The organism is Prevotella sp. P4-98 (genome assembly GCF_002251405.1).
In the GTDB taxonomy this organism is placed as follows: Bacteria; Bacteroidota; Bacteroidia; order Bacteroidales; family Bacteroidaceae; genus Prevotella.
Genome location: NZ_NPJC01000051.1, coordinates 60148 through 83794, shown reverse-complemented (window position 1 = coordinate 83794; position 23647 = coordinate 60148). Strand labels below are relative to the sequence as shown.

At 47.2% G+C, this 23647-nt stretch carries 14 protein-coding genes; 5 read left to right on the top strand and 9 right to left on the bottom strand.

Annotated features, from left to right (window positions below; translation table 11 throughout):
• Positions 1-168 precede the first annotated feature (168 nt).
• Genes CIK96_RS07520 through CIK96_RS07510 form a run of 3 tightly spaced genes read left to right on the top strand, consistent with a single transcriptional unit; the run spans position 169 to position 2754 of the window.
• Positions 169-1641: an ATP-dependent RecD-like DNA helicase gene (locus CIK96_RS07520; protein WP_094440199.1), complete on the top strand. Its 1473-nt coding sequence runs from the start codon at positions 169-171 to the stop codon at positions 1639-1641.
• A complete protein-coding gene (locus CIK96_RS07515; protein WP_094440198.1) occupies positions 1638-2201 on the top strand; it encodes a 4'-phosphopantetheinyl transferase superfamily protein in 564 nt (187 codons plus the stop codon). Before CIK96_RS07520 ends, CIK96_RS07515 begins: the two co-directional genes overlap by 4 nt.
• A gap of 31 nt (positions 2202-2232) precedes the next feature.
• The gene (locus CIK96_RS07510; protein ID WP_371592517.1) at positions 2233-2754 is read left to right on the top strand and encodes a peroxiredoxin family protein; all 522 of its coding nucleotides are present in this window, start codon (positions 2233-2235) and stop codon (positions 2752-2754) included.
• A gap of 531 nt (positions 2755-3285) precedes the next feature.
• On the opposite strand, the gene alaS is transcribed toward CIK96_RS07510, so the two are convergent.
• Together alaS and CIK96_RS07500 are read right to left on the bottom strand one after the other, a co-directional pair.
• The gene (alaS, locus tag CIK96_RS07505; RefSeq protein ID WP_094440197.1) at positions 3286-5949 is read right to left on the bottom strand and encodes an alanine--tRNA ligase; all 2664 of its coding nucleotides are present in this window, start codon (positions 5947-5949) and stop codon (positions 3286-3288) included.
• 732 nt (positions 5950-6681) lie between these two features.
• Positions 6682-7035: a helix-turn-helix transcriptional regulator gene (locus CIK96_RS07500; RefSeq protein WP_094434224.1), complete on the bottom strand. Its 354-nt coding sequence runs from the start codon at positions 7033-7035 to the stop codon at positions 6682-6684.
• 634 nt (positions 7036-7669) lie between these two features.
• On the opposite strand from CIK96_RS07500, the gene CIK96_RS07495 reads away from it, so the two are divergent.
• Positions 7670-8959, top strand: coding sequence for an ATP-binding protein (locus CIK96_RS07495; protein ID WP_094390544.1), 1290 nt, complete (start codon positions 7670-7672; stop codon positions 8957-8959).
• 244 nt (positions 8960-9203) lie between these two features.
• Here the strand turns inward: CIK96_RS07495 and CIK96_RS07490 are convergent, their stop codons facing one another.
• Genes CIK96_RS07490 through CIK96_RS07470 form a run of 5 tightly spaced genes read right to left on the bottom strand, consistent with a single transcriptional unit; the run spans position 9204 to position 17895 of the window.
• Positions 9204-10649 (bottom strand): BACON domain-containing protein, encoded by a 1446-nt coding sequence (locus CIK96_RS07490; protein WP_094440196.1) that lies wholly within the window; start codon positions 10647-10649, stop codon positions 9204-9206.
• Positions 10650-10681: 32 nt separating this feature from the next.
• On the bottom strand, positions 10682-11992 hold the full coding sequence (locus CIK96_RS07485) for a DUF4302 domain-containing protein (RefSeq protein ID WP_094440195.1): 1311 nt from the start codon (positions 11990-11992) through the stop codon (positions 10682-10684).
• A 10-nt stretch (positions 11993-12002) separates the two neighbouring features.
• Entirely contained in the window at positions 12003-12893 is an 891-nt protein-coding gene (locus CIK96_RS07480; protein WP_094390541.1) for a putative zinc-binding metallopeptidase, read from the bottom strand.
• A 23-nt stretch (positions 12894-12916) separates the two neighbouring features.
• Entirely contained in the window at positions 12917-14548 is a 1632-nt protein-coding gene (locus CIK96_RS07475) for a RagB/SusD family nutrient uptake outer membrane protein (RefSeq protein ID WP_094440194.1), read from the bottom strand.
• 41 nt (positions 14549-14589) lie between these two features.
• Positions 14590-17895, bottom strand: a complete 3306-nt coding sequence (locus CIK96_RS07470; protein WP_094440193.1) for a SusC/RagA family TonB-linked outer membrane protein — start codon at positions 17893-17895, stop codon at positions 14590-14592.
• A gap of 671 nt (positions 17896-18566) precedes the next feature.
• On the opposite strand from CIK96_RS07470, the gene CIK96_RS07465 reads away from it, so the two are divergent.
• Positions 18567-18917 (top strand): MerR family transcriptional regulator, encoded by a 351-nt coding sequence (locus CIK96_RS07465; protein WP_094434214.1) that lies wholly within the window; start codon positions 18567-18569, stop codon positions 18915-18917.
• Positions 18918-19287: 370 nt separating this feature from the next.
• On the opposite strand, the gene CIK96_RS07460 is transcribed toward CIK96_RS07465, so the two are convergent.
• Together CIK96_RS07460 and CIK96_RS07455 are read right to left on the bottom strand one after the other, a co-directional pair.
• A complete protein-coding gene (locus CIK96_RS07460) occupies positions 19288-22560 on the bottom strand; it encodes a S41 family peptidase (RefSeq protein ID WP_254047095.1) in 3273 nt (1090 codons plus the stop codon).
• An 84-nt stretch (positions 22561-22644) separates the two neighbouring features.
• The gene (locus tag CIK96_RS07455; protein WP_094440191.1) at positions 22645-23619 is read right to left on the bottom strand and encodes a pectinesterase family protein; all 975 of its coding nucleotides are present in this window, start codon (positions 23617-23619) and stop codon (positions 22645-22647) included.
• Between the last annotated feature and the right edge of the window lie 28 nt (positions 23620-23647).

Sequence of the window (23647 nt, the reverse complement as noted above, 5' to 3'; positions counted from 1 at the left end):
GTAGTGCAAACCGAGCGAAATACAAAGAAAATCAAAAATTTTCTTTGTATTTCCGAGGTGCATCGAATTATCTCAAACTCCAATCCGTAGTAAAAATCACAGTCATCAACGTTAATCATCCCAAAATGCTTTTCTATTTCTGCAATATTTCGTAACTTTGACCACCGTATGATAATCGACGAACTGATTTACCGCATCAGACATAACTTCTGTCATGTGCCAACCGCCGAACAAGAGCAAGCCATAGGGCAGTTTGCTTCCTTCATGACCAACCGTCGTGAAGAGGCTGTCATGGTGTTGCGCGGTTCGGCAGGAACAGGTAAGACCACTCTTGCCGCAGCCATTGTGAAGACCATGGCAGAACTGCAACAGCGGATGGTGTTGCTTGCTCCAACAGGACGTGCCGCCAAGGTCTTCTCGCTCTATTCGGGCCATCCAGCCTATACCATCCATCGTCGCATCTATCGGCAACAGTCGTTGGAAGGGGCATTCTGCCTCAATTACAATAACACACAAGATACGCTGTTCATCGTGGATGAGGCTTCGATGATAGCCAACGCATCGACCTATGGCGATACACCCTTTGCACAAGGTCAACTGTTGGACGACTTGATTCGCTTCGTCTATAACGGGCGCAACTGTCGGTTGATGCTCATCGGCGACCGCGCCCAGTTGCCACCAGTGGGCGAAGACGAGAGTCCTGCACTGGTGGGCGATATCCTGCGAGGCTACGGACTGCATGTCAGCGAGTGTGATCTCAACGAAGTGTTGCGACAGAGTCAGGATTCAGGCATCCTCTACAATGCCACTACCATCCGTCGGATGTTTGATGCCATGGAGGAATATGGCGACGTATCGTTGCCGAAGGTACGCTTCGAAGGCTTTGACGATATCCGCTTGGTGATGGGCGACGAACTCATAGAAACATTGGCAGGAAGCTATTCGGAGGTAGGACTCGACGAGACCATGGTCATCACCCGATCCAACAAGCGTGCCAATATCTACAACCAAGGCATTCGCAATATGGTGCTCGGACGGGAGGATGAACTGACCACTGGCGACCAGTTGATGATCGTAAAAAACAATTATTACTGGAAACTGCCCACCACCGGACAGACTACCGATGCCAGCGAAACCTTTATTGCCAATGGCGACAGGGCAGAGGTGCGTCGTGTGCGCAACATCCGAAAGCTCTATGGCTTTCGCTTTGCTGATGTGACGTTGGCATTTCCCGATTATGACGATGCCGAAGTGACAGCCACCATACTGCTCGACACGCTGACATCAGAAGCTCCCGCACTGACCCGCGACCAACAGGAACAACTCTTCCAACAGGTGATGGCAGACTATGCCGACATTCCCACCAAGCAGGAACGCTTCAAGCAGCTCAAGCAAGACCCTTATTATAATGCGCTACAGGTGAAGTTTGCCTATGCCGCCACCTGCCATAAGGCACAGGGAGGACAGTGGGCACACATCTATGTGGATCAGGGATATATGACCGATGAGATGCTCACTCCCGATTATATCCACTGGCTCTATACCGCCTTTACCCGTGCGTCGGAGCGCCTCTATTTAGTCAACTGGCCCAAGACGCAGACCGACAATACGCATCAAAACCCTCAAGAAACAGCCCCATGATATATCTCAACGACCATTTAGACCAACTCGATGTGGAGCACGCCCTGTCACTCCTGTCGGAACAGCGCCGCCAACAGGCTTTAGCTTTCAAGCACGACCTTGGACGTCGCACTTGTGTGGCAGCCTATCTGCTGTTGTGCGAGGGACTGCAACGGGAGTTTGGCATCATGGAGCCGCCCGTGTTCTCTTATGGCGAACACGGCAAACCGTTTATCGTGAGTCATCCAGACATCTGTTTCAATATGAGTCATTGTCGCGAGGCAGCCATCTGTGTGATCGATTCCTATCCTGTGGGCGTCGATATCGAGTCGATGCGCGGCTATCGTGAGGCATTGGTGCGCCACACCATGAGTGATGACGAGCTGCTGCAGATCGGACAATCAGCCAATCCGGAACTGGAGTTTGTGCGCCTGTGGACGATGAAAGAGGCGGTGCAGAAGCGTTCGGGCGAAGGCATCCGCAGCGATATGAAATCTGTGCTCGATGGTGCGGGCAGGGTAGATACCGTGGTTAGCGCCGACCTGCGCTATGTGTATTCGGTGGCGTATAGTGATCAGTGAAAACAATATTATAGATAAAGATATGAAGACAATGAAACAATTATTATTGGCGGTGATGGTGATGATGACCGCTTCGGTACAAGCACAACAGGCAGAAGAGGGAGACCTCGATGCCAAGTATGCCACAGAATTGGTGAAGGTGGGTAGTGTGGCACCCGATTTCACGATGCAGACCATCGATGGAAAACCGTTCTCCCTGTCGGAACTGAAGGGTCGTGTGGTAGTGCTCGACTTCTGGGCATCATGGTGTCCCGACTGTAGAAAGGAAGCTCCTGCCGTTGTAGAACTCTATAAGAAATATAGCGACAAGGGTGTTGCTTTTGTCGGTGTGTCGATGGATACCAATGTTGAGGCGTGGCGTGCAGCGTGCGAGAAATACGGCATTACGTATCCTCAGGTGTCGGAGTTGAAGAAGTTTCATGATACCGAAATCTCTAAGGCTTATGGTGTGAAGTGGATTCCTTCTATTGTCGTGATTGATCAAGATGGTAAAGTGGCTCTTGCTACTGTTGTGACGGAACGACTCGCCAGTTATCTGGAGGCGCTCCGGTAACTTTTTATCACACGGAAATCACGGAAAGATTTTATCCACGGAAGACACGGAGAACACGGAAATCACAGAAAAAAGGATTTTGGTTAAAGATTATTTTTAAGATTTTCGTTAAGATTTACACCATAGGTTATTTTTGTCGTGACTCAGCATAGTGAAAGCGCGCTCTCACTCTGTCTTCGCTACTCCAAAAATTCGAGCATCTCCGATGCGATCCCTATAAAAATTCTTCCCAAAAGCGAGGTATTCGAGCGCATTTTGTTTAAGATTTTCGTTAAAGATTTTATTTGGCGCCAACAAGGTTTCTACTTTTGTCCTTACAGGACGTAGGTTAGGAATGTGCATTGTGTCCGCAGGGCGTTGCCCTGGGCTAAGGAAACCATTGGGCTTTCAGCCCGTTGTCCTTTGCCTTCGATGCTTCAGAATTGCTGTGTGAATTTCATTCGTGCAATACATGGGATATAACAACGAGCGACGCGCCGTGAGTCAACTACTCGCGGCGCGTCGCTTTATGATGTGGCTGGAAACAGGCAGTTAGAGTTTTGCCAATTCCACAACCTTGTCGATAGCAGCATTCAGACCGTCGGTATTCTTACCACCGGCAGAAGCGAAGTGAGGCTGGCCGCCACCGCCACCCTGTATGAGTTTGGCAGCTTCGCGAATCATCTGTCCAGCGTGGAGACCCTGCTCCTTCACCATATCGTCGCTCATCATGATGCTCAGCATGGGTTTGTCGGCACTGATGGTACCAATGACACAAAGCAGATGTGAGGGAACGGCTTCACGAATCTTGAATACCAAGTCTTTGGCAGACTGAGCGTCGAGAGGCAATACAGCCTTGATGAGCGTCACTCCGTTGAGCACCTGAGCCTTCTCCACGAGTTTGTCTTTGGTGCGCTCTACGGCTTGTGCCTTAAACTGCTCGATATCCTTCTTCATGGTGTCGTGCTCATCAATATACTTCTTGATGACACCCTGCAGATCCTTTGCATTGTTGAAGAATGCACGTACAGCCTTCAGTGTGTCTTCCAACTGATAGAGCATTTCCTCGCAGTCCTTACCAGTCTTAGCCTCGATACGACGGATGCCGGCAGCCACGCTGCTCTCGGTCAGTATCTTGAAGAAGCCGATGCGACCTGTTGAAGTGGCGTGGATACCACCGCAGAACTCGCATGAAGGACCGAAGCGCACTACGCGAACCTTGTCGCCATACTTCTCGCCGAAGAGGGCGATGGCACCCAGTTGCTTGGCTTCCTCGAACGGAACGTCGCGATGCTCATCGATATGGATGTCCTGACGAATCATGTCGTTGACGATACGCTCCACCTGACGCAGTTCTTCATCGGTCACTTTCTGGAAGTGAGAGAAGTCGAAGCGCAGGGTATCGGCGCTGACATACGATCCCTTCTGCTCTACATGGTCGCCCAATACCTGGCGGAGGGCATAGTCGAGCAAGTGGGTTGCCGTATGGTTGGCAGCAGAAGCGTCGCGCTTGTCGGTATCTACACAAGCCATAAATTCGGCAGTGGGATCCTTAGGCAACTGCTTCACGATATGGATGCTCTGGTTGTTTTCGCGCTTGGTATCGATGATTTCGATGGTTTCAGCCTCGTTGACGAGTACACCGCAGTCACCTACCTGTCCACCCATCTCTCCGTAGAAAGGAGTGTAGTCGAGCACGAGTTCATAGAATTCGTTCTTCTTCTGTGTCACCTTGCGGTAGCGCAGGATATGACAGTTGTATTCGGTATAGTCGTAGCCCACAAACTGCTGTTCGCCAGCCATGAGTTCGGTCCAGTCGGAGTTTTCCACAGCGGCAGCGTTGCGTGCACGATCTTTCTGTTTCTGCATTTCAGCGTTAAACTGTTCCTCATCCACCGAGAATCCGTGTTCGCGGCAAATCAGTTCGGTGAGGTCGAGTGGGAATCCGTAGGTGTCGAACAGTCGGAATGCCTGAACGCCATCCAATTGGTTTTTACCCTCAGCCTTGAGTTTCTCCATAGCATCGCCAATCATCGAGATGCCCTTTTCCAGTGTGCGCAGGAAAGAGTCTTCCTCCTCCTTGATCACCTTGGTGATGAGTTGTTGCTGGGCTTTCAGTTCGGGGAAAGCGTCACCCATTTCGTGCACCAGTGTAGGCACGAGCTTGTAGATGAATCCCTCTTTCTGTCCCAGGAAGGTGTATGCATAGCGCACGGCACGGCGCAGGATGCGGCGGATGACATATCCTGCCTTTGCATTGGAGGGCAGTTGACCGTCGGCTATAGAGAATGCCACGGCGCGCAGATGGTCTGCACAGACGCGCATGGCGATGTTGATTTCGTTCTGCTCCTTGCTGATGGGGTTGGCAGTCTCTTCCTCAAAGGTGAAATATTTCAGTCCTGTCAGGTCTTGCTCTGCCTTGATGATGGGCTGGAACACGTCGGTATCGTAGTTAGAGTGCTTGCCCTGCATCATGCGCACCAGTCGCTCAAAGCCCATACCCGTATCGATCACGTTCATGGAGAGCTTTTCGAGTGAGCCGTCAGCCTTGCGGTTGAACTGCATGAACACGAGGTTCCATATTTCAATCACCTGTGGATCATCCTGATTGACCAGTTCGCGACCAGTTTTTCCACTGGCAGCTTTCTGTTCTGGAGTTCGCGAGTCAACGTGGATTTCCGAGCATGGACCACATGGTCCCGTATCGCCCATCTCCCAGAAGTTGTCGTGCTTATTACCATTGATGATATGGTCTTCTGGCACATGCTTCGCCCAGTATTTTGCTGCTTCTTCGTCGCGTGGGATATTCTCCTCAGGTGAACCTTCAAACACGGTCACGTAGAGGTCTTCTGGATTCAGTTTGAGCACACTGACAAGGTATTCCCATGCCATATCGATAGCGCCTTCTTTGAAATAGTCGCCAAACGACCAGTTGCCAAGCATTTCAAACATGGTGTGGTGGTAGGTGTCGTGACCCACTTCCTCAAGGTCGTTATGCTTTCCGCTGACGCGCAGACACTTCTGAGTATCGGCACGGCGGCGTGGTTCGGGCTCTCTTGTGCCCAGGATAATGTCTTTCCACTGGTTCATTCCAGCATTGGTGAACATCAGTGTGGGGTCATCCTTGATGACCATCGGAGCCGATGGCACGATGGTATGTCCGTGTTGTTCGAAGAATTTCTTGTACGACTCTCTGATTTCGTTCGCTGTCATCATTGTCTTTTCTACAAAGTTTATCCCCCATCTGCCACATAGTGGCGGATGGAGGCATTGGTTATGTTTTGTTATTATATATTCTTCATCGTTGTCTTATAACTTGCCATCGGTTCAATGGGCAAATTCCCCGTTGTATGGCCTTGCACAGGTTGAAGCCTTTGCCTACCGATGCCACATGGCTATGAGCCACATGGTTATATATTATGCAAAATTACGGAATTTTTCTCCAACTGAAAGTTGGTGCAATACAAAATTATATATAATTAACAGTTACGCACGTTCATTTTTTCGTGTTAATTAAGGTTACTGGTGTGGAAATTTTCAACAATGGCAGATATCCCCCTCGTTTGTCCGCGGAAAAGCCATGATTGTCTTCTTGTTTGCGGACTATTGTTGACGGTGTTGCGGTCGTCGGTATAATATGTTGAGAAACAGATGTTTCATATAAACATGCAGCAGATGCGAATGCAAAGTAAATTGATTTGCTCAGGAAAACAAATTGATTTCCTTTGCAAAGTAAATTGATTTGCTCGGCAAAACAAATTGATTTGCTGAGAAGAGCAACTTTCGTTTGAGACGTGAAGCAGTTCTTTAGTGCACGAAAATCATCGTGACAGTAGGGCAAAATCATTGAAATTGCCGAGTAAATTCATTGAATTTGCTGACCAAATTCAATGAGATTGCTGACCAAATTCAATGAATTTGCAAAACAGCGCACTATCCTTTTGACTGTCATGCACTTGCAACGGCCTTGTTTTGCTGGTCACGAAACAGCGATGGCGATACGCCATATTTGCGCTTGAAGGCAGTGCAGAAGTGGCTTTGGTGCTCGTAACCCAGATGATAGCCGATGGTGGAAACGGGTTCGTCGGTATTGCACAGCAGTTGCACAGCCATTTCCATGCGCAGATTAAACAGGTAGCCGAACACGGTAGTGCCAAACGACTGCTTGAAACATTTCTTCAGCGTACATTCGTTGGTGCCTACGAGAAGAGCCAAGCGGTGGAGACTGGGCATGCGCTGATAGTTGTGATGGATGAAAGTGCGGGCGTTGTCCATTTGGATTTGAAGTGTTGAGGTCATCATTGTTGCTTTTGGAATTAATGGTTTGTTGTTTTCTTAGACGTTGTCCCTCCATCGGTTGGAAGAACACGCTGCAAAGTTATGTCAACTCCGAAAACCAAGCAACAATGCGGCGCGACGGGTCTGTGACCTGCCTTGCAGTCACGCAATAGTCACGTTGTTTGCCATGAAAATCCTCTATGTCACAGCATTTGTCTCTTGTTGCAAAAGCATTATGATGGTCGGTTGTTGGTCAGTTGGTGGTCGAATGGTGGTCGAAACGCGTCAGGATAAAGTCATCGAACACCCATTAAGTCACTGTTTCTCTGTCGGTTAAGCGGTATTGGTGGTCGAGTGGTCGATTTTTTCGACATCGCGTGTGCCTGTATGCGCACGTGTGCGCGTATGTGTGCGAGAAATAATAAGGTCTTTATCTCTCTCCGCTCCTATAGATTTCCGCCAACTGCCACAACGAAAATGCGCCAACTGCCACAATGAAAATGCGCCAACTGCCACAACGAAAATGCGCCAACTGCCACAACGAAAATGCGCCAACTGCCACAATATGGAGGTAAAATAACAAGATTTAACGATTATATGGTGCTGATATACAATTAAATATCGTATATTTGCATCAGAATATATAAAAGCTATAAAAATGAAAGAATATAAGGCGAGAATTGCAGACAAAATATTAGCAGAAAAGTTGGAAGCGATGGGTGCAGTGCTTATCGAAGGACCCAAGTATTGCGGTAAGACGACATTAGCATCTCAGCAAGCTAACAGTATATTGTCTATGTCTGATCCCGACACCCTACAACAGAATATGGCCATGGCAGAAACCAATATCAAACTGTTGCTCCGTGGCGACACTCCACGACTTATTGACGAATGGCAGATAGCACCAAGGTTTTGGGATGCGGTGAGAAATGAAGTGGATCAGCGTGATGAAGATGGGCAGTTTATACTGACAGGGTCTGCTGTGCCTCCAAACTTCGATGAGATATTTCATACTGGTACAGGACGTTTTGCTTGGCTCAAACTTCGTACCATGAGTCTTTGGGAGTCTGGTGACTCTACTGGTGAGGTAAGTCTTGCAAGACTGTTTGCCAACGATGCGGAAGATTATTTTGTGGAAGGCATCAATCAGATAGATTTAGAGCGTTTGGCTTATCTTACATGTCGTGGCGGTTGGCCAAAGGCACTGAATAAGAAGACAGAAAAGGCAGCACTCCAGCAGGCAATCGAATATTTTGAGGCTGTTACAAGCTTTGATATTTCTCGTGTCGATGATGCCAATCGCGACAGTGAATTGGCACGACGGATTATGCGATCGTATGCACGGAACCAAGGCAGTCAGGCTACTGCAGGAACTATATTGGCTGATATTATAAGTAATGAAAGTTCTGAGATCAGTGAGAATACCATCTATTCATATCTGAAGGCCTTGAAGAAAATTTTTGTGATAGAAGATTCTGTTGCGTGGAATCCTAATCTGCGAAGTAAGGCTGCTATTCGTACATCCGATACCAAGTATTTCACAGACCCTTCGATAGCTACTGCTGCATTAGGTCTTGGCCCCAACGATTTGGTGAATGACTTGAATACATTTGGTTTGATCTTTGAGACATTGTGTGTCAGAGATCTGCGTGTCTATGCCGATGCCATTGGCGGCACAGTATTTCATTATAGAGATAAAAATGGTTTGGAGTGTGATGCTGTCATCCATTTGCGTAATGGAAAGTATGGATTGGTAGAGATAAAGCTTGGTGGCGACAAGTTGATAGAAGAGGGTGCGAAGACCCTTACTGCTCTTGCAGACAAGATTGATACGACAAAGATGAAAATACCTTCGTTTAAGATGGTGCTGACAGGAGTGGGGCAATATGCCTTTCAGCGTCCGCAAGACGGGGTGTATGTAGTGCCAATAGGCTGTTTGAAGGATTGACAAAACCTGATCGGTCTTTGGAGTAAATTCAAAGCGGGACATTCCTAAAGGTAGTAGGAGTGTCCCGCTTTGTATGATATGGGTTCAAAACAGCCATTTGATAGACAAGGAAACAAAGTTGTTTCCTTCAAATGCAAAGGATGAATAAAAACAAAAAAAGTGGACGGGCACATGCCTCGTCGGCATCTCCCGTCCACCAATCATAGTGAGAGTGTGTTTTGTTAGGTGTTTATATTCTATCCATTTATTTCAGTGGTCTTAGAATATTCTTCAATACTGCAGGACGTGCATACTCGCCGTTAGGCAGCTGAATGGCACAACCATTCTTATTCGCATACTTGGCAGTGGCGCCCTCAGGATTACTTATCAAGTAAGGCTTGGAGAATGAAAGCAGAGAACCACGATTGTTGGCAGTGGTAAATGCTTTAGCACTCATGGTCTGGAACAACCAAGTGTCGATCTCGTAAGTGACGTTATTGTAGGTCCAGTTACCAGCCCAGTTGATGATGGTTACTACATCACCTGAATTCAGCTTTTCTGCATAAACAGTACCCGTCGATGCTACGTTGGTAACTGTAGCAGTTGACCATTTCTTAACGTCTCCTCCGAAGAAGTTACCCCATGCCAGATACAGGTAGAGAGTTGTTCCTTCGGCACTCCATTCTCCCAGATAGGTACCGCAGTTGGCTGTTTGCACAGTCCTGGCAGTCTTGTTGACGGTCAGAGGAATAGTATAGGCACCGAAGTTTTTGAATGGTTTGATGCTGATACCCTTATCGGTGACATCGGCAGGAAGATAGTACCATCCTTTCTGATTTACGTCGTAGAACAGGAAATTGTATGTTCCTGAGAACTGATCGGCAAAGTCGAGCTGGCTCACATAGAGTGTCTTCTCTGATTTACCTGACTTCACGGCAACCTCACCTACACGGCGCTTAGTAGCGTTGGCAGCAACCGAAACCTTGATCACATTGCCGGTGATGCTGGCGGTAATCCAGTCAGCCTTGCTCTCCACGGTGACAGGTTTGCTGTGGGAAACGGTAACAGTCTTGCTGCCGGCAGCGTTGCTCAGTATGCTGGCAACATTGGTGGAGAGGCTGAACTTCATGGCAGCCTGGTTTACGAAGAGGGTATCTTCCAGTACACCGCTGGTCACCAAGATCTTACCCTGACGGGCAACGTCATAGTCGTTTGATGCAACTTCAACCTTGATAGAATCGCTCTTTGCGTTAACCGAAGCCTTAACCCAGTCGGACAGGCTCTTTACCGTAACTGAACCGACAGACTTTTCGATAGCTACGTTGTAAGAAGCGTCGAGGTCGGTGGCTGCGAGTTCATTGCTTTCCAGTGCGAGCATACCGCCAGTCTGTACGATACTTACCAGATAGGTGTCACCGTTGGCAGCCTTTACATCAATGTGTGAGGCACGTGACTCGCGGGTAGGGTTGGCTGTTGCACTTGCAGTCAGCACGTTGCCGTTGATAGTGGCGGTGAGCCAGTCAGCAGCCGAAACAACTGTCAGTCCTTCGCCAGTGAGGGTAATATCTACCGAACCGCCAGCGGCAGGAATAGTCGTTTCCGATTTTTCCACCTGAATGGTGTTGACTTTCTCTGTGAAGTCGTCGTCGCCGCAGGAAGCCAGCGTGAGGCTTCCTATGGCAAAGACGATCAGACTATATATCTTTTTCATACGCTTATAAGTCTATATTATGTGATTTAATATTAATGCTTTCCCGGATAGAGCACAGGGTCCTTCACCAGTTTGATGACATTCTTCGCATTGTTCTGGTCAGTCAATGTCATTACGGTAGGATTGTTAACATCGTCAGTACTCAGCTTGAAAGTAGAGAGGAATGGTGTGTAAGCATCTTCGAAGTTACAGTGGAGCGCATAGTATATACTGTAACCTACGTAACCGTTGAGATCGAAGGTGATGACATCTGGTTCGTTTATTGGAGCATCAACAGCGAATGCTGCAACACCGTAGTATGTACCTCCGCTGAGGAAATAGAAACCATAGTTTCCTTTATAGGTTCCGATGTAGCAGTAGTTCACGTCTTCACCTTCGCTCTCCATACAACCATCAATGAATGACTGCAAACCAGGACCAGCTACTTCACCTATATTGCTCAGAGCAAGATACCAGTTGCCTCTCTGGAAGATATCGCTCAGATCATTTGATAAGCTAAAGGTCTTCGACTCGTCGTTGGAGACTACGATGGTGTTGGCTGTCAGTACATCGTTGACGGTAGCAGTATCTTTTGCGTTGATGCCTTTGAGTGTATCGCCAAAGAGTTCGATAGGTTCGCTGAAGAGAACACCCTTGTCGGTAGATGTGAAGGGGACAGTCAGTGAGGCTACTTCGCCCTTATCATCTACATATTTCACTGAGTATTCGCTTGAACCAGGATAGAACTTAGCCCTTTTGTCGCCAACAGTATAGGCAAGAATACCTGTGTTGGTCAGACTCTCAGCCATCTTAGATGCAGCATCGAAGTATTCAGCTACGGGACGGGTCAGACGCTCAAGAACGATGGTGTTGTTGAACTTCTTACCTTTGAGGGTAATGGTGTTCTGATCCTCGCTGATGTTCATGATGACAAACTCATAGTCGGCTTCCCATCCGTCAACATCTGTTGGAGCGCCGCTTCCAGCGGGGTCACCATAGATATGGAGCAGATCATTGTAGGTATCGAAAGCGAGTACAGGACCCTGGTCGCGCGTAATCTTATAAGTAGAAACTACTGACTTGTAGGAACCGTCAGAGTTTTGTGCAGTTTCGTTGTACATCTGTACCTTACCGTCGGTAAACTTCATGGCAAGGTTCAAACCGCCATAAGCATATTCCCGACCAGCATAGTAGTGCATGACCCAACCTTCCTGTGAGCTGGTCAACACTTCCTTGGCATTGGCAACTGCTTCGTTGATACGCTCTGCAGCCGACTTGTCGAAAATCTCGTCGTCATCGTGCAGACAAGACTGAAGTGACAGTCCTGCTACGGCAAACATGATATAGAAAAATATTTTCTTCATAGCGTTGTCTTTACTTTAAGTGTTCGAAATCAAGTTTCTTGTATTCCACAGCACGACGCTGAACTACGGCACGCAACTCTTCAAGGTCGATGTTCCAGTTCTGGCGCATATAGGTGCGGATGTGAGCCAGTTTCTGTTCGATGATGGCCTCTCCGTTTTCGCCGGCTTTCTCCATCTTGGAATTCCATAGCGCATCATTGTTGGTCAGATACTGTGAGTAGAGCTCTGCATAGTCTTCAGCAGGTTCACTCATCGCATAGTTGCGGATGAAACCGAGTGGCAGTGCCTGTATGTCGGTGTTGTACTGATACCAGTCACCGCTGACATAGTTACCTTCTGAGATGAGGTCAAACGAAGTATCGTATGGCTTCTTCTGGTTCAGAATGTGCTGGAACTCATGGTGCAGGGTGGTGAAGTACCACTGGTTCAGTGCATCATAGTCGTCAAGCTTGATTGCAGAACCCAGGTTGTTCACATTGTAGAGGGTAATTTTGTAACCGCCCTCGGCAGTACCCATCACAACGGTTCCGTTGTTTTCAATGGCAAGTGAACCGATGAACTGCAGTACACGTGGGGTGTTGGCCTTCACGAAGTCAGGACCTGCTACCTCAGCGTATGCGTCATACCAAAGGTATTTCACAATCATTGCCAGCTTAGCACACTTGGCAGAGTCTGCTGGGGTCAGTGTGTATTTGTGGTCAATCTCGGTATCCTTCATGCGGTAGAGCACCTCTACGTTGTAAGGATAGGTGAAGTTTTCCAGCAACCACTGCTCAAAGGCATCGGGCTTGGCTTCGTCGTTCACAAAGATGCTGTTGCCGGAAGGCTGGTCACCGTCTGAACATGCCGTGAAGCTGAGTGCTGCAACAACGGCAAACAGGATGAAATATATCTTTTTCATTGTGTTCTTGATTTAGTGTGTCGTTACTTTTTAATCTCGTAGATAAAACCAGAGTCCTGCATAATGTTACCGCCCTGGTCTTTCACAGTAATACGGTCGTTAGGCTCCAAACCAGAGGTGATTACATCCTGAGGCAGCTGGATGGCACGACGTGGATCGTCAACAGTGAGTGAGTCGGTTACAGCAGAGATAGTGTAACTTGTGTTGGTCTGGCGACGGTAAATCACAATACCATAACGTTTCACGTCCTGCATACGGTATCCTTCGCCGACTTCCATGATACGACGCAAGTGAAGAATGGCCTGAAGCAGTGCTTCCTGGTCTGAACCCTCGGCATCGATGGTATAGACGGGTTTTACGAAGTGCTTCTTAACGGTGGCTTTCTTTGGAGTGTAATAGTTAACACCATTGTAGAAGTCAACGATTTGCTTCAAGGTGAAGGTCTTCGGATATTTCTGATAAATCTTCATGATGGTGTTGTAGTCATCAACGGCTTTCTGCAGTTCGCCACTCAGCGCATAAGCCTCGGCGCGCTCTAACAGAAGTTGCTCAGTGGTGAATACGGCATACTCAGCATGGGCAAATCCGATACCAGCCTGAAGGTCGGTGTATTCAAACTCATAGGGCACCTTGCGATGGAACAGTTTTGCCAATGCTGTGTTACTCCATACACGCTGTTTGAAAGTAGAGTTGGCTGCGCCGAACGGACCCTTAGAGGCGATATCCTCATCGTAGGTGATGCGGTAGCTGTGTGCGTATTTGTCACCGAATCTGTAAGGACCAGAGATGGCTCCCCATTCTGAATATACGGTCTGGAGCAGGAAGTTACACTTCTCGTCGGCAGATACCCAAGCCTCAGGACGAATCTGTTGGTTCATGTTAAGAGCTGCGTAGGCATCCCAATCGCGAGCTTTGGCAGTAGGATCGGCGCCCAATACTTCTGTTGCATAGGTGATGGCCTTGGCGAAGTCGCCCTTGTAAAGGTAGAAACGAGCGGCAAATGCTTTGGCGGCTTCGGTATTGAAGTGGAACTTAGGTTTGCTGTAGTTGCTGCTAACCAAAGGAAGACCACGCTGCAAATCCTTATCAATCTGACCATAGAGATCCTCCATAGTGCCACGAGTATATACTGTTCCTACTACCTTTTCTGGATGTGTAGGATAAGGCAGACCCAAATCTGTTGAAGCAGTGGCTGGGTTGTAAGCCTTACAGAATACGGTAGAGAGCTGGAACATGGCATAAGCACGGCAGAGCAGGGCTTCACCCAACTGTTCGTTATATTCTGCTGGGCTGCCCTTTCCCTCAATCAGGTCAATGGCAGCATTGGCAGAAGCAATGGCGAGGTAATGACGGTTCCAAAGTTCCTGAGGTGATTCATCTTCACCTGTTTCAGTGATGTCTTCCCAGTTGTAAGCCTGAGCCTGAAAACGTGATGCTTCTGACCATGAAGGGTTGACACATTCATCGGTATTGTCTGAATACATCTCCAGCAGATAGGCAGGGTGTGAGCTGGGGTAAGCACTTACCAATAGATTGCTGACATCGCTTGGAGTCTGAAGCTCCATACGGTTGTCGGGTAACTTGTCGAGCCAATCGTCACACGATGTCAAGGTAAGGCCCAGTGCAATGATTGAAAATCCTATGTATTTTTTCATATTGTTGTTCTTTTGTTTGTTTCGTTATTCCATTACCTTGATTAGAAGCCAACTTTAAGAGTTGCAGTGAACTGCTTGGGCACAGGAGCTGATACACCACCAGAGCGGAAGAACTCAGGATCCTGACCGTTCAACTTCTTGTCGGCATAGATGAGGAAGAGGTTGGTGGCCTGCAACTTCAGAGAGAGGTTGGTCAGAGGCTTAATCCAATTCTTGGGGAAATCATACTGCAGAGAGATTTCCTTCATGCGGATGAAGTCACCCTTGGCGATGCGTACATCTGAGTAGTTGTAGGCATTGTAACCATAACGCAACTGTTTGTTGTTGGTGTACTGTGCATAACTCAAGATGACAGGTACGTTGGTCTTCTTCTCGTCGCCAGGAACCATCCAGCGGTTTTTGAACTCCTTGGTCATAGAACTCAGGTCGTTATAAGTGGCTGAGAATACAGGATCGAGGCGAACTACATTACCAAATGAGTAGGTGATGAAGAGGTTCAGGGTGAAACCTTTATATTTGAAGAGGTTGCCCAAAGAACCCTGTACGGTAGGATCGGTAGGACCTTCATACTTCAGGTAATCAACCTTGTCGCGCTCCTGGAAGTTGATGTTGTCGGTGGTGATTTCTCCTGCTTCGTTGTAGAAAGTAGGAAGACCGTTTTCATCAAGTCCTGCGAAGGGGATAGAGAACAGTGAACGTACGGGATAACCTACGCGGCGTCCACCGAAGTTGGTGATCATATCAATCACACGGTCCTGGCTTGCCAAATTGGTAATTTTGGTCTTGGTGTGTGAATAAACCAAAGAGGTGATCCAGCTGAAGTCCTTCAACTTGATGTTGGTAGAAGAAATAGAGAGTTCCTCACCATGTGATTTCATGTCGGCTGCGTTGGCCCAGCGGATAATCTGACCACCGATACCCTGTGTGGCAACAGGACCGATTTCATCATAGTTCTTACGAGTATAGATATCAAACGATACGTTGATGCGGTCGTTTAAGAAACCTGCTTCAACACCGAAGTTGAACTCGTTCTTCTTCTCATAAGTCAATTCGCTGTTCTCAAGGTCTGAAAGCTGGATACCAGTTTCCTTATCGCTGGTGAAGATGCGGTAGGGGTTGAAAGCCTTGAATACGTTGGTTGAACTTGTATAAGATGTGGGAGGAGGTGTGGCGGTCAGAGAGTAGCTGGCCTTCAGTTTCAAGTGGGAAATGGTTGGCTCCCATGCTTTGAAGAATTTCTCCTGGTCAACATTCCATGAACCTGCAATGTTCCAAGTCGGTGTCCAACGAGCAGAACGGCTCTTACCCATGGCATTTGAACCTTCATAACGAACGGTTCCGTTCAACACATAACGGTTGTCGTAACCATAGGTGGCGTTGGCGAAGAAGGCTGCCGAACGTGAGTTGGTGTTTGAAAGTGAATAGTAGTCGGTGTTCTCTTCCAAACTCTTCTTGAAGAACTGATAGGTGTAGTAAGGAATTTCACCCTTAGCATACTGCATACCCCAACCGTTGAACCATGATCTTGAACGCTGGATTTCGGTTGTCTCCATACCACCGAACAGGTTTACGTAGTGGATGTCGGCAAAGGTATGTACGTAGTTGGCTGTTGCACGGAAGTTGTAGTCGCGCATGCGGTTGTCGGTGCGCTTGTACATACCACCTTCGGGCAGTACAGAAATAGGGAGAGAGTATAGTACGTCTTTATCAGTATAGAGGTACTTGTTGGCATCGCGGATGATGGTGTTGTCCATAGCGCGATAAGCCTCTGCCTGGTTTGAGTTGTCGAGAATCTTATATTCCTGTGAAGTGGTGGTGTATTTCAAAGCACCAAGTACAGCAATCTCCAAATCCTTGATGGGCTTGTATTTCAACTCTGCCTGGAACTTAGCATCGAGGAAGTTGACATCGATGAAGTTGGTTTCCAATTCGTGCAGAATGTTGAAAGCTGCATAGTTACTATGATAATAGGTGTCGGGATCGAGTGCACGTGAAGTGTTCAACGCATAAGAGTATGGGTTGATATCGAAGTCACGCTTTACATTACCTGATACAACATCGACGTCCTGACTCAGAGTACCAGGAGCGCGCTGACTACGGTAACTACCGCTACCGATGATGTTCAGTGACAGGTTGTCGAGAATCTTGTGGTTCACGTTCATGTTCAAGGTGTAGCGGTCAACCTTTGACTGCTTGTACCATCCTGGGTCGGTCATGGCACTGACTGAAGCATAGTAGTTTGACTTGGCTGTACCACCGCTCATGCTGACAGAGTGGTTCTGCTGGATGCTGGTAGAGAAAAGCTCGTCAAACCAGTCGGTGTTGCGGAACTCTGCATTTGCCAAATAGGCATTCTTGGCCTCTGTAGTATTAGCCAAAGCGAAAGCGCCGGTTGATGGATTGTAGGTGTTGATCAACTCATACATCTTACCATATACACCATAGTCGCTACCATTCAGTGTGTTGCTGAGGTTCAACCATCCTTTATCGTACAACTCACGATAGATACCCATCTGATCCTGAGAGTTCAGAATGTTGAAGTTACCATAGGTAGGTTTCAAACGCATGGTGAATTCACCAGTATAGTTGATGTGTGCTGTACCTGCCTTACCTTTCTTGGTGGTTACTACAATCACACCGGCCATGGCACGTGCACCATAAATAGAGGTGGCAGAACCGTCTTTCAGAATCTGGAACGACTCGATATCATCTGAGTTCAAACCAGCAATGGCTGAAGAAATAAGGGTTTCTGGGTCACCTGATGACAATGCATCAGAGTCAATGTCGGTTACGTCTTCCATGATAACACCGTCAACTACCCACAGTGGCTTTGAGGAACCGTAGATAGAGGTGGCACCACGTACACGAATCTTTGGTGCTGTACCGAAGGTACCACTGACGTTCTGTACAGATACACCAGCAGAACGACCTTCCAGTGAACGCGAGATATCGGCGATACCATTAAGAATGGCATCCTCGGCATTCACACGGTCGGTAGCACCAGTAAACAGACGACGGTCGGTCTTCTGCATACCAGTTACAACCACTTCTTCCAGCTCTGCACTGGGGCGAAGGCTGATAGACATCTTGGCTTTAGGAGCCAGTGTCTGTGTTTCCATACCAATGTAACTGACACTAATCTTTTTACCTGCAGGTACTGAAAGACTGAACTTACCATCAGCATCGGTCACTGTTCCTGAGCGCTGGCCCTGAATAATGATCGAAGCACCGATGATTGGTTCACCGTCTTCCTGAGATACTACGGTACCTGTTACTTTTGTCTGTGCCAACACTCCTCCACATAGAAGGAAGATATTGACCAACAAGATAAGCAGTTTCTTTTCCATAAAAACTCTCATTTTGATTAAAAATTAAACATATCACTAAATTATACTCTGAATAACTATTTTGTGTTGTCTCGAATGACAAGCGTTGTGTGATCGTGAATAACTATTTTTGTTCCTATTTAAGTTCTTTTCACAAATTAACATGGTGCAAAAGTACAGTAAATTGTTCTAATTGCCAAATATTATATGATGTTTTTCATATAAAGCATGAAAAATTCCACGAATAAGGTAGAAAATCAACGGTAAAAGCATGAAATCGTAAGATAAAACATGGAATTAACAAAAAAGTGTTAGTTTGCAAAGATTGGTTAAAACCGTGTGCCGCTTTTTTACATATTTTAGGAGCATATCATAATATTAGAATGGCATGGAAATTTGATTTTTTGTTCACTTAATCGTATCTCTGCAACATAGTTGCGAAGATACTCACGTTCGGAAAACCTCAAATAAATTTGGTTTTTCGCTCACTTAATCGTATCTTTGAGGCGTTGCCTCTTAGATACTCACGTTCGATAATCTAAAAGAAAAACGTGTTTTTCTTTTGGATTTTGCTCACTTAATCGTATCTCTGCAACATAGTTGCGAAGATACTCACGTTCGGAAAACCTCAAATAAATTTGGTTTTTCGCTCACTTAATCGTATCTTTGCAAAGAAATAAACCGATACGATTATGGCACTCAACTTGAACAAGAATCTGAAGATGTATTATTCTATCCGCGAAGTGGCGGCTATGTTTGACGTTAACGAAAGCACATTGCGCTACTGGGAAACTGAATTTCCTACGCTCAAACCAAAAACTTCGGGACCGGCAAAGATACGACAGTATCAGCAAAGTGACATCGATCTGTTGCGCACAATACATAATCTGGTGAAGGTGCGCGGTTTTAAGATTGCTGCAGCCAAGAAAATTCTCAATTCCAACAAACGAGGTACTGCCAACAAAACTGATGTATTAAGCAGGTTGATTGATATCCGAACGGAATTGCAAGCACTGAAAAAACAAATGGACTATCTTGTTTGAGATGGTCCTTTTGTTTGAATATAAATCCTCATGAACAATTCTTTTTGTTTGAATACAAATCTATTCAAGTTTCGCAACTGAGGGAATTGATTGAAGTTAAAGAAGTTATCACTCCCTACGGTCGTTCGGGAAGTTAAGAGACAATAGCCTTTTGCCGTAAGACGTAGGACATTTGTCCCTTAACTTCTCTCTAACTTCCCTAACTTCCCTTAACTTCCCCACATGCGAAAGTTCAGTAAATCTATAGATTGAGCCCTAATGGTCGAATGGGGTGAACTCAATATGATTATGACCGGTTGAAATTGAAAAACGCCCCAATCCATAGAGGAGTAGGGGCGTAATATATTTATAGGTATTTGTGGATGGAATCCTACAATCCTGCTTGACGCATCATCTCACGAACAGCAGTTTCCAACTGTGGGTCGCGACCGTTGATGAAATCTTCGGGGGTGTTGTAAACCTCGATGTCGGGCAAGAGTTCTTGGTTTTCCATATAGTTGCCACGCATATCCTTCTTGCCAATCTGCGGAATACCGAAAACGAGGGTGGGGTCCATCTGGGTTTCCCACCATACACTGGTAGCTGTACCTGCCACAGGTGTACCGATGAGTTTGCCAATGCCCAGTTCGCGATATACCCAAGGGAATCCCGAACCGTTACTATAGCAGTCTTCATCCATCAAGATGCAAGAGGGAGCTACCCATTTGTTGAGTGGGTCACGTCCCACATATTTGCCACGTGGTACGAAGTTGTGATAGAGTTTTCCGCTGAGCAAGGTGCAGAGGTCGTCGTGAAGCCAACCTCCACCATTGTGGCGCTCGTCAACAACTACAGCCTTGCGGTTGCGGTTCTTGTCGTTGAGCAATTTGCTATATACCTTACGGAAGTTTTCGCTGTCCATAGATTCTACATGCACGTAAGCAACCTGTCCACCGGAAATGCTATCTACCAAGTGTTCGTTGTGTTCTACCCAACGTTTGTAGAGTAGAGTCTGGAGTTGGCCTTGGCTAATCGCTTTCACATTGATGGTCTTACGCTGTCCGTTACGGGGATTGTAGATGCTGAGGCGGACAGACTTTCCTGCTTTGCCATCGAGCATCCAGAAGTAGTCGGCACCTGCTTTGATTTCATGACCATCGATGCTCTCGATGATGCATCCTGCCTTTACTTCAGAACCATGAAGTGCTAATGGGCTGCGTTTGATGACTTCTTCGATGCGCAGTCCGTCGCCGTCATATTGCTGGTCGATGAACACTCCGAGACTTGCAGTCTTCAATGTGGCACCAGCAGTGCGGTAACGTGCACCAGTATGTGAACCATTGAGTTCACCGAGCATCTCGCTCAACATATCACGGAAGTCGTAGTTGTTGTTGATATGTGGGAGAAAACGTGCATAGATGTCACGATAGCCTTCCCAGTCAACACCATGCAGTTCGGGATCGTAGAATTTCTCTTTGACTTGTCTCCAAGTGTGGTCGAACAGATATTGGCGTTCTTCATAGCCACGATAGTTGGATGCTGCATCAAACTCGACAGTCTCTTTCTTGTTTTTCGCAAGGTCGAGTTTCTTGATGCCTCTTGACAACAGATAGATGTGCTTGAATGAAGCGTCAGCCTGCATATTGCCATAGCCCACATTCTTCATCACCAGTTCGGTCTTTTCTTCAAGGAGGTTATGACACCAGAGGTCGTAACCGTCTTCGAAGCGTGACTGATAATAGAGCGTGTCACCCTTAGGACTGAGTATGGCGTCGCCCAGATGACTTGAGTTGACGGTGAGACGGATGATACGGTCCTGACAGTTGTCAAGGTCGAATACCAATGGTTTGACGGCAGGCTTTTGAGTGCCCTTGTCGGTTTTGCTATTCTTGTTGTTTTTGCTGTTTGCTTTTGCAGATTTGCTCTGGCTGTTGTTTGCCTTGCGAGCTTCTGCCTGCTTCTTATCGTAGATTTCCTTCTCCTCTTTGCTCATTAGGAAGCGCTCGTAGGCTTCTTGGTCGAGGAACATGATGTATTCATCGCTTTCAGCTCCCCAACTGCCATGACTTCTATAACCGGCACGGTCGCTCTGGTAGATGATAGCTTTACCACCCAATGCCCACCGAGCATTGTCGTCGCTATAACCGCTGTTGGTCAGGTTGAATACGGGTTTCTGACCTGAAGCATCAACCAGTGCTACATCGGGACTATGCCATCCACCGTTGCCAATATAGCTTGCCAACAACCAACGGCTATCGGGACTCCATTCAAACCATAGGTCGCCATCGGTATAGCTGCACTGATATTTTCCATCGAGCACGGTGCGTACCGAACGACTGGCGATGTCGAGTACACGCAGGTCGCCACGGTCTTCGAAGAATGCCAGTTGTTTACCATCGGGACTGTACTTTGGCTGTTGTGAAATATGTTGTCCGTCGGTGAGACGTTCTTCTGTCAGATTGCTGCTATAGGCAAACTGTGACTCTGATTTCTCTGTCAGTGTAGTGCGGTAGATCTGCCATACTCCATTGCGCTCAGAAGAATAAGCAATGCTGCGTCCATCAGGTGAGAACGAGAGGTCGCGCTCCTGTTCTGGAGTATCTGTAATCTGACGAGTAGTGCTGTAGTCGATGGCTGTTACATAGACATCGCCATGGAGAATGAAGGCAATCTCCTTGTTGTTGGGAGAAAGACAAATCTCTGTTGCACCAGAATGTAGTATTCTGCGCACTACGCTACGGTCGTTGTTGTCGGTTGTGATATTGATATTGACCTTACGTTCCTGTCCGTTCTGCATGACATAGATTTCGCCGTCATAAGCATAGCACAAAGTGCCCTTCTTGTCAGCAGTAAGGAATCGTACGGGGTTCTTGGTATGATGGGTCAGTTGCTGTTCGCCACTGCCATCGGTATTGCGCTTCCATACGTTGAAAGTGCCGTCTTTCTCACTCAGATAATAGAATGAACGACCATCGGGAGCCCATACCGGATTGCGGTCTTCGCCACGGAAGGAAGTCAGCTTGGTGTATTGTCCTTTGCTGAGCAACCAGATGTCGCGAGTAATAGCCGACACATGGTGTTTGCGGAATGGGTCTTCATATCCTTTCACGTCATGATAGAGCACATCGCCATTGGCATTGATGCTTGGCTGTTCCATGGTGATGGTGGAGTAGAGTCGTGGACGTCCGCCAGTAGTACTGACCTCATAAACCTGAGGGAAGATGCTGCTGGCGAGTTGGCTCGACAAAACGGCAGGCATCATATTGGCACTAAAGAGTACGTGTTGTGCATCGCTAAATACCAATGGAATCTCATTGCCACTATGTGTGGTGAGTCGGGTAGGCGTTCCGCCGGTAGCCGGCATGATATAGACATCGAGACTACCTTCGCGTGCAGAGGCAAAGGCAATGTTTGTTCCGTCAGGACTCCATACCGGATAAGCATCATAGGCACTGTTGGTCGTTAGCTGACGGGCATTGCCACCATTAATTCCCACTGTAAAAATGTCGCCTTTATAGGAAAAGGCGATGGTCTGTCCGTCTGGTGACAGGGCGCAGAAACGCAACCATAACGGTGTTTCAGCACGTGATGACAGAGGCATGGCCATTAAGAACAAGGCCATGAACAAGCGGCAAGCCGCTGAAAACACGTTGTGCATAGTCATAGTTTTTTTGATAAGTAATTGATATTGATAGTAATGATTATGACGGAAAAGCTCGGACTCTGTCACACTATCCCTCCGTTAGCTTTAGGGTAGGGGTGTCCAGTTGTCGTTGCGAGCAAAGACATTAGCCACTGTGATTTTCTGTGCTTCCTTCTTGGTGAGTTGTTTGCTCCATGTGGCACGCTTGCCGGTGGCAGCACCTTCACCTTGGTTGTTGTATTCCATGTAACGTGCGGTCTGTTTAGCCTCTTCGCGCCAATGATGCCAACCCTCTGGACGTATCTGTTGAGGTAACTGGCAGTTCATGAAGAGTGTATAGCCATAGTCTCTCCAAGGACGTCCGAGATATACTTTTGTTACATCGGGTGCTGTAGTGATGCGACAGTTGTTGAAGATGTAACCGTAGGTCACTTCTTTTGGCGTTGAAGCCGCTGTGATATATGAATTAGCTTTGCAGTAGATGTCGCAGTTTTCAAACCATGCTGTTGAAGGACCGAAGATAAAGTCGGTAGTACCTTCTATATAGCATCCGGAAAAATAGAGGCGTGTGCTGGCATTACCTGTATAGATGGTGTCTTGATGTCCCAAGAATCGGCAGTTGACAAAAAGCAGGCAGTCACCTTCTGTATGTAGGGCTACAGCCTGTCCGAGTCGTGCAGAATTGTTCTCGATGGTAATGTTCTTCAAAGTGATATGACTACCTCCTATGCGCAAGGTATAGGTACGGAAAGTTCCCATGCCTTTACCGATTTCTGGTAGATATATGTTGGCATGGTCATCCCATGTGATGATGGTATTGTCTCGGTCTTCTCCACATATTTCTATATTGGTGAGCCACTGTGGAACGGTGAGCTTCTCTTTATAGATGCCCTTTTTGACATAAATCACTTTGTGATAGTCCATAAAGGCGCGGCACACCTCGATAGCTTCTGCCACATTGCGGAAGCGTCCTGTACCATCACGTGCCACTACGATGGTGTCTGGGTTGTCAAAATTCTCTTTGGCCTCCATACCGACTACGGCACATAAGGCATAAATCATGCAGATTAGTTTTTTCATGTTGTATAGCAGTTTGATGTTCAGTTAT